This window comes from Halorubrum distributum JCM 10118 (assembly GCF_000337335.1).
GTDB classification, from domain to species: domain Archaea; phylum Halobacteriota; class Halobacteria; order Halobacteriales; family Haloferacaceae; genus Halorubrum; species Halorubrum distributum.
In genome coordinates, this window is record NZ_AOJN01000024.1 from 1 (window position 1) to 12,455 (window position 12,455).

A 12,455-nucleotide genomic window follows, 5' to 3' on the forward strand; every position below is an offset into this window, starting at 1 on the left:
GGCGCTTCGCGCCGGCTGCCAGAGGGACCTTCGGTCCCTCGCGTCTCGCGGCCGCCGAGGGCGGCCGCTCGCAGGCACGCGCCGCCGCACCGCCGATCAGTTATAAATGAAAAGTTAGATTCCGCCTTGGGCCGTCCTACGCGCTCGGCAGGTCGACCGGCTCGCCGTCGGCGTAGACGGTCGGATTCCGGATGATACCGTCGAGGTGGAGCGGCGCGTCGGTCTCGCCGCCGATCCCGGCGTTGTCGCCGATCGCGATGTGGACGGTGCCGCCCGCCTTCTCGTCGAGAAGGACCGAGCCGACGAGCTCCTCGACGCCGCCGTTCGTCCCGATGCCCAGCTCCGCGAGGTTGTACGCCGCGTCGCCGACCGCCTCGGCGGCCCCCTCCACGTCCGCGCGGATCTCGTCGTCGCCGATCTCGGTCACGAACCCCTCCTCGACCTCGAATGCGAGTTCTTGGCCGTCGTCGAGCAGGCCGTGGGGCATCATCGTCCCGTCGACGACGAAGGTCCCGGTCGCGGTCTCGGGGGCGACGAACACCTCGCCCGCGGGCAGGTTCGAGAAGTCGCCCGGCTCGCGGACCATGCCCGTGTCCGCGAGCCACTCGCGGTCGCCGATCCCGAACGTGATGTCGGTGCCGGCGGGCGCGGTGACGCGGACCTCGTCGGCGCCCGCGACCTGGTCGAGCACGTCGTCGCAGGCCGCGTCGATGGCGGCGTAGTCGGCGTCGAGTCCGGTCGTGAACACGGCCTCGGTGATCCCCGGGAGCGTCGCGCCGCGCGCGCCGGCGTCGCAGGCGGCGCCGCGGGCGCGGGTGTGGCTCAGGCTCTTCGTCGTCGGCGCGAGGAAGACGTCGGCTTCCCGCATCGCGGCCGCGACCGGGGCCGGCGGCTCCGTCCCGTGCTGCTCGGCCGGCGGGTACCGCAGGACCGTCGCGTCGTCGGTGACGGCGCTCGCGGCCGCGTACAGCGCCTCGCCGATCGGCTCGCGCTCGTCGTCGGTGACCACGACGACCGACTCGTCGGGCGCGACGTTCAGACACTGTTCGACCGCGGTCGCCGCGGCGTCGGAGAGGTCGGCTACCATGCCCGCGTCTCCGTTCGGCCGGGCGTTAGGCCTTGCCATCGACGATTTTACTCAATTCTGTAATCGAATTATTTACGTCCGGTGGCGATCGGCGTCGAATTAACCGATCGATTACTCGTGGGGTAGTTAATTCCAATTTGCGAACCTCGAAACAATTATACCGGTTCCCGAGCGAGGGGCAGATATGATACGCGTGGGCGTCAACGGCTACGGGACGATCGGGAAGCGGGTCGCCGACGCCGTCGCGGCCCAGGCCGACATGGAGCTCGTCGGCGTGACCAAGGCCTCGCCGGACTACGGCGTCGAGGCCGCGGCCCGCCGGGGCTACGACCTGTACGCGGCCGTCGAGGACCGCACCGACGAGTTCGCGGCCGCCGGCGTCGACCTCGCCGGGGCAATCGGGGACCTGCTCGACGCCGTCGACGTCGTCGTCGACTGCGCGCCTTCGGGCGTCGGCGAACGCAACGCGCCGGTCTACGAGGCGCACGACACGAAGGCGGTGTTTCAGGGCGGCGAGGACGCCGCCGTCGCCGACGCTTCCTTCAACGCGCGCGGCCGGTTCGAGGCCGCCCGCGGCGCCGACTCCGTCCGCGTCGTCTCCTGTAACACGACCGCGCTCTCGCGGCTGCTCGCGCCGCTCGACGAGACCTACGGCGTCGAGAAGGCGCGCGTCACGCTCGTGCGCCGCGGCGGCGACCCGAACGAGACCGACCGCGGTCCGATAAACGACATCGTCCCCGACCCGGCGACGGTGCCCTCTCACCACGGCCCGGACGTGAACGAGATCCTCCCCGACGTGACCGTCGACACCGCGGCGCTGAAGGCGCCGGTCACAGGGATGCACACCCACAGCGTCAACGTCACCCTCGAGACCGACCCCGACCCGGCGGCGGTCCGCGACCTGCTCGCCGACGAGAGTCGGATCTTCCTCGTCCCCGAGGGCGCCGGCATCGACGGCGCGGGCGCGCTGAAGGAGTACGCCGCCGACGCCGGGCGGCCGCGCGGCGACCTCTGGGAGAACTGCGTCTGGGAGGAGTCGATAAGCGTGACCGGCCGGGACCTCTACCTCTTCCAGAACGTCCACCAGGAGGCCGACGTGGTCCCCGAGAACGTGGACGCGATCCGCGCGATGGCGAGCGACGTCGACGCCGCCGAGTCGGTCGCGCGGACGAACGAGACGCTCGGGGTAGGCCTCGACAGTCGACTCGCAGACGGCGAACTGGTCCGGACGGAACTCCCGGCCGACGACTGACGCCCCCGGCGACCGCACTCGTTTCGCTACCGCCCGCTTCGCTACCGCTCGGGAGCGCCGCTCACTCCCGCGGTCGCGTGACGAGGAAGGTCCGCCCGCCCCGGCGTTCGAGGTGGACCTCGCTGCCGTCGACGCGGTTCGCCCGGACGCGGTCCGGGAGGCGGTCGGTTCGGCAGTCGGTGACGTCCACGCGCGTCGGCGTCGCGTACCGCGGTCGGTCGGCGGTGACTGCGCTCATATCTCACCGTTCGACCGGACAGCCCGTATAAGCGAGCCATCCGCGGAGTGAAAGTGAAAGTAGACGGCTTCGACCCGTTGCCGGGCGATCCGAACGGGGGTGCCGGTGGCCCGCCTCGCCGTCGCTCTACCGGCGGAGGCCCGTCGCCTCGTCGTCCGCGACGAACCGCACCGTGAAGTAGTCGTAGCCGCCGTAGGCGGCGTCGAGCGCGCCCATCCACCAGTTCCACCGCTCGACCAGCGAGGAGCCGTCGGGGGCGTCCGCTAAGTGACCGATCACCCCCGTCACGGTCAGCCCGTGGCCGCGGTCCTCGGAGGGCCGCCCGGAGTCGACGAGGTCGCGGGCCGACCGCGAGACGGCGCGCCGCTCGGCCTCGGTCCCGCCGAACTCGTCTTCGAGTTCGCGTTCCAGACGCTGTCTGTCCATACACGACCTACGTGCCGTAGGTATATGAGTCGCGTGATAGGGGGTGTCACGTCCGGTGACGAGCCCTGCTTAGAGCCGCGCGGCCAGCGCGAGGAACAGGATCGAGAACGGCGCCGTGAGCAGCGTGAGCGCGACGCCGCCGGCCCCCTCGCCGCCGGCGACGGCCATGAGGAGGCCGACGACGAGCGAGAACGACCCGAGGGCCGCGAGGGTGACCCGCTCCGGAACGCTCGCGCGGTCCGGGCCGTCGCTCGCCGTCAGCACCGCGTCGAGCGCCGACTCCACTGCGTCCGCCTTCTCGGACGGAACGAACAGCCACGGCGTCGATCGATACCACGCGTTCCCGCGGTACGCGAGCAGGAACACCGTCAACCAAGCGAGGTCGATCCGGCGGGTCCGGATCACCGCCGTGAGGTCGTCGGTCTGGGAGTGGTCGTGTGTGTGATTCGTGCGCTCGACGACGCGCTCCGCCGAGTCGAGCCGAATCGACGTTCCCCTCGACCCGGCGACCATCGGCAGGAACCAGATCAGTGGGAACAGATAGAACACTCCGACGTCGGCCAGCGGAGGTCCCCACACCCAGAGCGCCACGAACGGGACGGCGCCCGCGATGACCCAGGGAAGCCGGATCGACTCCCGCGAAAACGAGTAGTCGCCGAGCGCCGACCGGAGATTCTCGCGGGTCCGTCCGTCCGATCGATCGCGTGCGATCAGAAGGTACACGAGGGAGAACGGTCCGCCGACGAGGAGCAACACGCCCAGCACCCACAGCTCTCCGCCGGCGACGGCGCCGCCAGTCACCGCAGTCCGCGCCACACCGGCCGCGGCGACGCCGACGACCGCGACCACTGCGAGAAGCCCGACCGCAACGACGAGGCTCATGCCGAGGGCGATGGACCCGAGCCGGTCGTGGCGGACCGGCCCCCACTCGATCGGGCCGGAGTCCGGCTCCGATTCGGCCGCTGTCCGCGTGCCCGCCGGCGGCTCGGTCGTTCCGGTCGAGTCGGGCCGCTCTACGGTATCGGTGGTCTCGGCCGTGGAATCGCTTTTGGAGGGCATCTCGACGTTCGATACACGCGACACGGGATTAAAGCTGGCCACCGTCGAGGTCGGAACTCGGTTACGACTCGGTCCCGGGCGGCGCTTCCGCCTCCGGCGGCTCGGCGGGCTCGACGTTGCCGAGGCGGAGCGCGTTCCCGGTGACGCCGAGGCTCATCCCCATGTCGCCGACGACGACGGCCATCGCGACGCTCACGTAGCCGAGCGGCGCGCCCGCGGCGAGCAGCGCCTTCACGCCGAGCGAGGCGCCGATGTTCGTCCGGATGGTCGAGCTCGCGCGCGAGGAGAGGTCGATCACGTACGGGAGCCGCGTCAGGTCGTCGGCCATCAGCGCCACGTCGGCGGTCTCGATGGCGGTGTCGGCGCCGGCGGCCCCCATCGCGATGCCGACGTCCGCGGCCGCGAGCGCCGGCGCGTCGTTGATCCCGTCGCCGATCATCGCGACGCCCCCCTCGGTCTCGGCCGCGAGCTCGCGGACGGCCGCGACCTTCTCGTCCGGGAGCAGCTCCGCGCGCACCTCGTCGACGCCGACGCGCTCGCCGATCGCCCGCGCGGTCCGCTCGTTGTCGCCGGTGAGCATCGCGACGCGGTCGATGCCGAGCTCGTGGAGCCGGTCGACGACCCACGCCGCCTCCGGGCGGACGGTGTCCGCGACCGCGATGACGCCCTCCAGCTCCGTCTCTGTCCCCACGAGAACGACCGTCTTCCCCTCGGCCTGAAGGCGCGGGATCGTCTCGCTCGCCAAGTCGAGGTACTGGCCGTGGTCGCAGGGTTCGGCCGCCGTGACGGCGTTCGCAGCGTCACCCTCCGCGTCGCCCGCCTCGTCGCCGTCTCGCTCCTCCAGCACGGACCCGCCGTCCGAGCGGACGTGGGCGTGGCTCAGGTCGAAGCCGAGCTCCTCGAACAGCGAGGGCTTGCCGGCGTAGTGGGTCTCGCCGTCGAGGTCGGCGCGGACGCCCTCGCCGGTCAGCGCCTCGAAGCCGGTGACCTCGGTCCCGTCGTCGGGTGCGTCCTCGCCGTCGACGGGCTCGGCACCGACCTCCTCGCCGCGCGCGACGATCGCCGCCGCGACGGGGTGTTCGCTCCGGCGCTCGACGGCGGTCGCGCACGCGAGGACGTCGTCGGCCTCGCGGTCGCCGAGCGGGACCACGTCGGTCACCGACAGCTCGCCGCGCGTGAGCGTCCCGGTCTTGTCGAGCGCGACGGCGTCGACGTCGCCGGCGGCCTCCAGGTGTTCGCCGCCCTTGATCAGGACGCCGTTGCGCGCGGCCGCCGTCACGCCGGAGACGACGCTGACGGGCGTCGAGATGACGAACGCGCACGGACACGCGACGACGAGGAGGGTGAGTCCGCGGACGAACCACGTTTCCGCGCCGCCGCCGACGAGGAGCGGGCCGAGCGTCGCGGTGGCGATCGCGCCGACCACGACGATCGGCGTGTAGACGCTCGCGAAGCGGTCGACGAACCGTTCGGCGCGCGTCTCCTCGCCGTTGGCGGCCTCGACGAGCTCGACGACCTGCGCGATGGTCGACTCGCTCGCGGGCGCGGTCGCCTCGATCTCGAGGTAGCCCGCCTCGTTGATCGAGCCGGCGTACACCTCGTCGCCGGGCTCCTTCTCCGCGGGGACGGACTCGCCGGTGATCGGCGACTCGTCGACCGCGCCGGAGCCCTCGCGCACCACCCCGTCGAGGGGGACGCGCTCGCCGGGGCGCACCGCGAGCCGCTCGCCGGTCGCGACGCTCTCGGCGGGCACCGTCTCCTCGTCGCCGTCGCGGATGACGACCGCCTCGTCGGGCGACAGCTCCATCAGCTCGCGGAGGGAGGTGCGCGCCCGGTCGATGGAGTAGCGTTCGAGCAGCTCGGCGACCGAGAACAGCACCGCGAGCGTCGCGGCCTCGAAGGGGAGGTCGACGAGCAGCGCGGCGACGATCCCGACGCTCATCAGCAGGTCGATGTCGAGGCTCAGGCCGCGCAGCGAGTAGAACCCGTTCCGCAGGATTGGCGGCGCGGCGACCGCGATCGCGAGCAGGAACGCGACCGACGCGCCGGTGACGCCCCACGGCCCGAGGAAGCCGACGCCGCCGATGGTCGCGAACGTCGGGTTGAGCCCCGGGAGCAGCCACTCCAAGGCGAGCCCGACCGCGAGGATGACGCCGCCGACCGCGGTCGCGATCGCTCGCGGGCTCGTGAACAGGTCGTCGGCGACGCCGTCGGAGTCGGCGTCTTCGACCGCGTAGCCGGCGGCCTCGACGGCCGCCGTCAGGGCCTCGACGTCCGTCAGTTCGGGGTCGTACGTGAGGACGACGACGCCCGTCGTCGGCCGGGTGTCGACCGAGAGGACGCCCTCGCGGTCGAGCGCGCCCTCGACCTTCCCCGCGCACGACGAACAGTCCATGTCCGGCACCGCGAGCCGGAGCTGCGCGCCGTCGGGCCGCTCCGCCACCCCCCCGGACGGCCGACCGGCCGTTCCGTCGTCGGGACCGGTCGATTCGCGTGAGTCGCTCATTGGCCGACCGTAGCCGTCGCATCGTTATTAATCCAACTACCATTCTCCCGGCCTATTTTATAAGTAATTATTAAAATTAGGCAGTTTTCTAATAAACAATCCGCGCGTATTTATCCGTCGGTCGGCTACTCGGAGGCACGACAGACTGGCGCGCCGTCGGCTACGGCTTCGTCGTGATGCTGATCGCCGGCGTGTTGGCGACGACGGTCCCGGTCGTGGGGCACGCGGCCGCGGGCCTCGTCGGCCTCGTGGGCGGCCCGCTCGGAAGCCTGCTCGGCGGCGCCGGCGTGTTCGTCGTCGTTCGGTCAGCAGCTATTTATAAGCGATCCGCTGGGGCTCCAGAGGGATGCGCCACTACGGGCACCCTGCTGTCTTATAAAAGAACGACCGGAACGGCACTGGAACCGCCTCCTCCGCAACCAGTCGCTTACGAAGCGCTCTCGACGGCGTCGAGGACCGCCTCGTAGTCGGGTTCGTTCGTTGGGTCGTCGGCCACCCAGTCGTAGACGACCTCGCCGTCGTCGTCGATCACGAACACGGCGCGGTTCGCGATGCCGTGGAGGCCCAGCTCGGCGATGTCGATCTCCAGCCCGTACGCCCGGATCGCGTCGCCGGCCATGTCGCTCACGAGGTCGAACTCGATGCCGTGCTCCTCGCGGAACGCGCCCTGCGAGAACGGGGAGTCGGCGCTGATCCCGAAGAGGGTCGCACCGGCGTCCGCGAACGCGTCGGCGCGCTCCTGGAACGCGATCATCTCGTTCGTACACGGCGGCGTGAACGCGCCGGGGAAGAACGCGAGCACGACCGGTCCGTCACCGACGTGGTCGTCGAGGTCGAACGGCTCGTGGTCGCTCGTCCCGACGGTCGCGGTGAACGTGGGTGCGGCGTCGCCTGTGGATACCATCGTCGCACAGTACGGCCGATTCACGCAAAAGGCTTGTCGCGACCGCGTTCGGTGCCGGGGTCGGCGCGGGGTCGCGGACCGAGCGGCGGCTACTCGCGGTCGAGGTACTCCTGCTGGATCGCGACGATCTCCGAGGAGTCCTCGCAGTCGGCGTACCGCCGGAGCGGCTCCGCGTTGAGTTCGAGGAACGTCTCGCCCCACGTGAACTTCGCTAGTATCCGCTCAGCGTGGTCGCGCTCGCCGAGGATGATCAGTGCGGCCGCGAACGCCTCGACCGTCGTGAGTCGCATCGGCCGCCCGAAGTTCACGGGGTTTGCGGCGACGAGGTACGGGAGCGCGCGGTGCTCGCCGGGTAACGAGAACATCTTCTCGCCGGCCGACTCCCACGAGCAGTCGAGCGCGACGAGGGCGTTCTCGCTGGCGCGGTCAGCGTCCGCCGGCGAGAGCGCTCGCTCCGCGTGGGGGTTGAGGACGACTCCGTACGGCGTGGCCCGGTCCGAGCGGTGGAGCTCCGCGAGGTCGAAGCGCGCGAGCTTCCGGGCCGTACACTTGTCGGGGTCGTCGTCGCCCTCGTACCGGACGTGAAGGTCCACACTCGGCGTTCGGCGGAGCCGCTTATAAGCGGAACGGACGGGGGGAGCGCAAAAATAGGTAAAGCCGCCGCGCGCCGTCCGTCACGGGGCGCGAGTCTGCGTCACGATCGGTTCGCCGTCGTCGGTCTCCGACGGGACGCGGGTCTGCGTCGCGATCGGCGCCGGTTCGTCTTCCGATGCTGGTTCGTCCATCGCGGACGACCGTCGCCGCTCGCCGTACAAAACAGTTCGGCTGAATGTCTCGTTATCTCTGTTATTACCTAATATATATTTAATACTATGAGCGATTCGAGCGCTGTCGTGGGAGCTATATCCGAAGGATCTGATCGATACTTGTATTCTGATTTCGCTACCGGTTTCTCCTCCCGACACGACACCCCTGATACCGTCAAACCGGCCCGGTACCGGCGGGGTTTTTCCTCGTCGCCGCGCAGGTGATCGTATGGAGCTGTTCGCGGTTCCGGACCTCCCGGAGATCCGGGAGGGAGACGACCTGGCGGCCATGATCGACGAGCGCGTCGACCTCCGCGCGGACGACGTGGTCGTCGTCGCCAGCACGGTCGTCTCGAAGGCCGAAGGGCGCGTCTTCGACCTCTCGGACTTCCCGGCGAGCGAGCGCGCGGAGGCCGTCGCCGACCGGCTGGCGGAGATATCCGGCGAGGAGAAGGACCCGCGCTTCGCACAGGCCGTCATCGAGGAGTCGACGGAGCTGGTCATGGAGGCGCCGTTCCTCCTCACCGCGACGCGCTTCGGCCACATCGGCGTCAACGCCGGTATCGACCGCTCGAACGTCCCCGACGGCGACCTGCTGCTGCTCCCGGAGCGCCCCTCCGAGAGCGCGGCGCGGATCCGCGAGGGGATCGCGGCCGACCGCGTCGTCGTCAGCGACACCTGCGGGCGCCCGTTCCGCCACGGTCAGCGCGGCGTCGCTATCGGGTGGGCCGGGATGCCCGCCAGCCGCGACTGGCGCGGCGAGCGCGACCGCGACGGCCGCGAGATGGGCGTCACCGTCCAGAACGTGATCGACGAGCTGGCGGCGGCCGCCAACCTCGTCGCGGGCGAGGGCGACGGGGGCACCCCGGTCGTCGTCGTCCGCGACTGGGAGTTCGGCGACCACGACGGCTCGGACAACCACTTCCGCGAGGTCGAGGGCGACTTCGTCCGGCAGGCCCTGCGGGAGTGGACCTTCGACGAATAACCATGCTCGGTATCGAACTCACCCCCGAACACGAGTTGTCCCGCCTCGTCGACCTCGGCGTCCGCGCCGAGGACGCCGGCTACGACGCCGTCTACTCGACGTGTCACTACAACAACCGCGACCCGTGGGCGTTCCTCTCGCGGCTCGCGGCCGCGACGGACTCCGTCCGGCTCGGCCCGGGCGTCGCCAACCCCTACGAGACCCACCCCGTGACGCTCGCCTCCAAGGTCGCCACGCTCGACGAGGCGTCCGAGGGCCGCGCCGTCTTCGGCCTCGGCCCCGGCGACCCCTCGACGCTGGCGAACCTCGGGCTCGAAGACGAGCGCGGGCTCCGCCCCGTGCTGGAGGCGTTCAAGACCGCACAGAAGCTGTGGGCCGGCGACCGGGTGGACCACGAGGGAACCTTCGACGCGACGGACGCGGGACTCAACTACGAGCCCCCGCAGGGCGCCGCAATTCCGGTCCACGTCGGCGGCGAGGGGCCGCACATGTGCCGGATGGCCGCGAAGCACGCCGACGGCCTACTGTACAACGGCTCGCACCCCAAGGACCTTGCGTGGGCCCGCGAGCAGGTCGACGACGGCCTCGCCGACAGGCCCGACCATCGGGGCGACTTCGACCTGATCGCGTACGCCGCGGTCTCTATCGCCGAGGACGAGACCGCCGCCCGGGAGGCCGCCCGCCCGCCGGTCGCCTTTATCACCGCGGGCGCCGCGCCGCCCGTCCTGAAGCGCCACGGGATCGACCCGGACGCGGCGACGGAAATCGGCGACCGCGTCTCGGCCGGCGAGTTCTCCGCGGCCTTCGAGCGCGTGACGCCCGCGATGGTCGACGCGTTCTGTATGGCCGGCACGCCCGAGACCGTCCGCGATCGCGCCGCTGCCGTCGCCGACCACGCCGACGGGCTCGTCGTCGGGTCGCCGCTCGGCCCGGACTTGGAGAGCGCCGTCGACCTCGCGGCCGAGGCGGTCGACGGGCTGTTCTGAGCGGCCGCGACGGCGCGGCCGCCCGCCCCGCTCCGCTCCGCTCTCGGTCGGCGGATTCCCGCACCGTGACAATCGAGAATCGCTCGTGATAACCCCGGCGGGAGGTTCATATGCCGTTCTCGTCGAGGTCCGGACATGTCCACGACACGACAGCGCCGCCCGGGGATACGCGGGCGGTACGAGGCCCTCCTGTGGCGGACGATGGACGGGCTCGGCGTCACTGAGTCGATCGAGCGCAAGGTCGTCACGGCGGTCGGCATCCAGTTCCTCGTCACCGTCGGCATCTTTCTCACGCAGTTCGTTCTCTCCGGGACCGCCGCGTACGTCGTCTCCGGCGCCCTGTTCCTCGGCGCGGTCGTCGCCATCTACAACACGCTGCTCATCGTCCGACGCGACTTCGTCGCCCCGATCCGGGCGTTAGAGCGCGAGGCGGAGGCGATCGCTGCGGGCGAGATCGAGGGGACGAGCGGCGTCGACGCGGCCGGTCCGTCGGACGGCGAGTCCGCGGGCGCCCTCGATCCGACTCAGCCGGACGAGGTCGGCAGCCTCGTCGGCGCGTTCGGCGAGGTCCGCGGCTACCTCACCACCGTCTCCGCGCAGGCGGAGGCGCTCGCGGCCCAGGAGTTCGACGACCCGGCGCTCGACGAGGACGTCCCGGGCTCCTTCGGCGAGTCGCTCGACGAGATGGCCGAGAACCTCACCGCCTACACGGCCGAGCTGGAGGCGCTCGTCGACGCCTTCGGCGACGCCGCCGAGCGCGCGCAGGACGGCGACCTGACGGCGACCATCGACGCGGACGCGCTGGCGACCGACGAGGAGCGGTACGCCGAGCTCGTCGACAACTACAACCGGCTCGTCGCGACCCTCGGCGAGACGCTCGGCGACGTCGGCGCGTTCACCGCGGACGTGGCCGGCACCGCGGACGACGTGCGCGCGAGCATGGACGAGGTCGACGACGCGAGCGGCGAGGTCGCCCGTTCGGTCCAAGAGATCTCCGACGGCGCGGCCGAACAGACGGACGAGCTGGAGGCGATCGCCGGCGAGATGAACACGCTGTCCGCGACGGTCGAGGAGATCGCGGCGAGCGCGGACGACGCGGCCGAGACCGCCCGCGACGCGGCCGAGCGCGGTCGCTCCGGGCGCGAGGAGGCGGCAGAGGCGATCGCGGAGCTGGAGACACTCGAATCCCGGATCGGCGAGACGGCGGCCGCGGTCACCGACCTCGCGGAGCGGGTCGGCGAGATCGACGAGATCGCGGCCGTGATCGACGAGATCGCGGAGGAGACTAACCTGCTCGCCCTGAACGCTTCCATCGAGGCGGCGCGCGCAGACGGCTCCGGGGACGGGTTCGCGGTGGTCGCGGACGAGGTGAAGTCGCTCGCCGAGGAGACCCGCGAGTCCGCGGCGGAGATCTCCGGTCGCATCGAGGAGGTACAGACCGCCTCGGCGGAGACCGCGGCCGACGCCGAGGAGATGGAGACCCAGGTCGCCGAGGGCGTCGAGACGATCGAGTCGACGTTACGGGAGTTCGAGGGGGTCGTCGAAGACGTGACGACGGTCGACGAGACCGTCCAGGAGATCAGCGACGCGACCGACGACCAGGCGCGCACGACCCAGGAGGTCGTCGACATGGTCGACGGCGTCGCCTCCGTGAGCAGACAGACCGCGACCGAGGCCGAGACCGTCGCGGCCGCGGCCGAGGAGCAGACCGCGACCGTCTCCGAGGTGACGGGGCAGGTCCACACGCTCTCCGACCAGTCCGACGAGCTGCTCGCGCGGCTGAACGAGTTCGAGGTTCCGGACGGGTCGGACGGGAGCGCGACCGCGGTCGGGGGCCCGGCGAACGGTTCCGGGACGCGGTCGGCGACGGGCGCCGACGACGACTGAGGAAGAGACCGATCGGGCCGCCCGGTTTTCGGCTTCTACTCGGAGCGGCCGCGACCGCCGAGCGAGGGGAGGTTCACGCCGATCTCGCCGAGCAGCGCGCCGACCGCGGCGTACCCGAGCGCGCCGACGGAGGCGACGATCAGCACCTGTCCGACGACGACGAGCAGCGCCGACAGCGGGTCGCCCGCGCCGAGGATCAGGTCGTTCAGGAAGATGTCGACGAACCGGCCGACGTCGCCGACCAGCCGCGAGACGAAGTCGATGAGCGCCATCATGGGGCACGGTTGGACCGGGGGGTACTTGGGTGTTGAGTTCGCGG

12 protein-coding genes are annotated in these 12,455 nt (G+C 71.1%); 4 read left to right on the forward strand and 8 right to left on the reverse strand.

What is annotated here, in order from left to right:
- Positions 1-136: 136 nt before the first annotated feature.
- Entirely contained in the window at positions 137-1,087 is a 951-nt protein-coding gene (locus C466_RS04800) for an aminopeptidase (protein WP_004597989.1), read from the reverse strand.
- 184 nt (positions 1,088-1,271) lie between these two features.
- Here C466_RS04800 and C466_RS04805 point away from each other — a divergent pair, with 184 nt between their 5' ends.
- Entirely contained in the window at positions 1,272-2,339 is a 1,068-nt protein-coding gene (locus C466_RS04805) for a type II glyceraldehyde-3-phosphate dehydrogenase (protein WP_004597988.1), read from the forward strand.
- 61 nt (positions 2,340-2,400) lie between these two features.
- Here C466_RS04805 and C466_RS16910 read toward each other — a convergent pair whose 3' ends face one another.
- The 6 genes from C466_RS16910 to C466_RS04830 all read right to left on the reverse strand — a co-directional run bounded on the left by C466_RS16910 (position 2,401) and on the right by C466_RS04830 (position 8,065).
- Positions 2,401-2,577 carry a hypothetical protein gene (locus C466_RS16910; RefSeq protein WP_004597987.1) on the reverse strand — a complete coding sequence of 59 codons (177 nt, stop codon included), beginning with the start codon at positions 2,575-2,577 and terminating at the stop codon, positions 2,401-2,403.
- A gap of 126 nt (positions 2,578-2,703) precedes the next feature.
- On the reverse strand, positions 2,704-3,003 hold the full coding sequence (locus C466_RS04810; protein ID WP_004597986.1) for a hypothetical protein: 300 nt from the start codon (positions 3,001-3,003) through the stop codon (positions 2,704-2,706).
- A gap of 69 nt (positions 3,004-3,072) precedes the next feature.
- Positions 3,073-4,062: a hypothetical protein gene (locus C466_RS04815; protein WP_004597985.1), complete on the reverse strand. Its 990-nt coding sequence runs from the start codon at positions 4,060-4,062 to the stop codon at positions 3,073-3,075.
- Between the two features lie 61 nt (positions 4,063-4,123).
- Positions 4,124-6,568, reverse strand: a complete 2,445-nt coding sequence (locus C466_RS04820; protein ID WP_004597984.1) for a heavy metal translocating P-type ATPase — start codon at positions 6,566-6,568, stop codon at positions 4,124-4,126.
- Between the two features lie 427 nt (positions 6,569-6,995).
- Positions 6,996-7,472 (reverse strand): redoxin domain-containing protein, encoded by a 477-nt coding sequence (locus tag C466_RS04825; RefSeq protein ID WP_004597983.1) that lies wholly within the window; start codon positions 7,470-7,472, stop codon positions 6,996-6,998.
- An 89-nt stretch (positions 7,473-7,561) separates the two neighbouring features.
- On the reverse strand, positions 7,562-8,065 hold the full coding sequence (locus C466_RS04830; protein ID WP_004597982.1) for a DUF367 family protein: 504 nt from the start codon (positions 8,063-8,065) through the stop codon (positions 7,562-7,564).
- A 442-nt stretch (positions 8,066-8,507) separates the two neighbouring features.
- Here C466_RS04830 and C466_RS04835 point away from each other — a divergent pair, with 442 nt between their 5' ends.
- From C466_RS04835 to C466_RS04845, 3 genes are all read left to right on the forward strand, one after another.
- Complete coding sequence (locus C466_RS04835; protein WP_004597981.1) at positions 8,508-9,263, forward strand: coenzyme F420-0:L-glutamate ligase; 756 nt, start codon at positions 8,508-8,510, stop codon at positions 9,261-9,263.
- A gap of 2 nt (positions 9,264-9,265) precedes the next feature.
- Positions 9,266-10,249 (forward strand): 5,10-methylenetetrahydromethanopterin reductase, encoded by a 984-nt coding sequence (locus tag C466_RS04840; protein ID WP_004597980.1) that lies wholly within the window; start codon positions 9,266-9,268, stop codon positions 10,247-10,249.
- A gap of 201 nt (positions 10,250-10,450) precedes the next feature.
- A complete protein-coding gene (locus tag C466_RS04845; RefSeq protein WP_004597979.1) occupies positions 10,451-12,136 on the forward strand; it encodes a methyl-accepting chemotaxis protein in 1,686 nt (561 codons plus the stop codon).
- A gap of 35 nt (positions 12,137-12,171) precedes the next feature.
- Here the strand turns inward: C466_RS04845 and C466_RS04850 are convergent, their stop codons facing one another.
- The gene (locus tag C466_RS04850) at positions 12,172-12,411 is read right to left on the reverse strand and encodes a hypothetical protein (protein WP_004597978.1); all 240 of its coding nucleotides are present in this window, start codon (positions 12,409-12,411) and stop codon (positions 12,172-12,174) included.
- Positions 12,412-12,455: the final 44 nt, after the last annotated feature.

Coding starts and splice junctions, on each gene's coding strand:
- C466_RS04825 (WP_004597983.1), bottom strand. CDS start 7,472: ATGGTATCCACAGGCGACGCCGCACCCACGTTCACCGCGACCGTCGGG.
- C466_RS04820 (WP_004597984.1), bottom strand. CDS start 6,568: ATGAGCGACTCACGCGAATCGACCGGTCCCGACGACGGAACGGCCGGT.
- C466_RS04835 (WP_004597981.1), top strand. CDS start 8,508: ATGGAGCTGTTCGCGGTTCCGGACCTCCCGGAGATCCGGGAGGGAGAC.
- C466_RS04845 (WP_004597979.1), top strand. CDS start 10,451: ATGGACGGGCTCGGCGTCACTGAGTCGATCGAGCGCAAGGTCGTCACG.
- C466_RS04805 (WP_004597988.1), top strand. CDS start 1,272: ATGATACGCGTGGGCGTCAACGGCTACGGGACGATCGGGAAGCGGGTC.
- C466_RS04840 (WP_004597980.1), top strand. CDS start 9,266: ATGCTCGGTATCGAACTCACCCCCGAACACGAGTTGTCCCGCCTCGTC.
- C466_RS16910 (WP_004597987.1), bottom strand. CDS start 2,577: ATGAGCGCAGTCACCGCCGACCGACCGCGGTACGCGACGCCGACGCGC.
- C466_RS04810 (WP_004597986.1), bottom strand. CDS start 3,003: ATGGACAGACAGCGTCTGGAACGCGAACTCGAAGACGAGTTCGGCGGG.
- C466_RS04850 (WP_004597978.1), bottom strand. CDS start 12,411: ATGATGGCGCTCATCGACTTCGTCTCGCGGCTGGTCGGCGACGTCGGC.
- C466_RS04815 (WP_004597985.1), bottom strand. CDS start 4,062: ATGCCCTCCAAAAGCGATTCCACGGCCGAGACCACCGATACCGTAGAG.
- C466_RS04800 (WP_004597989.1), bottom strand. CDS start 1,087: ATGGTAGCCGACCTCTCCGACGCCGCGGCGACCGCGGTCGAACAGTGT.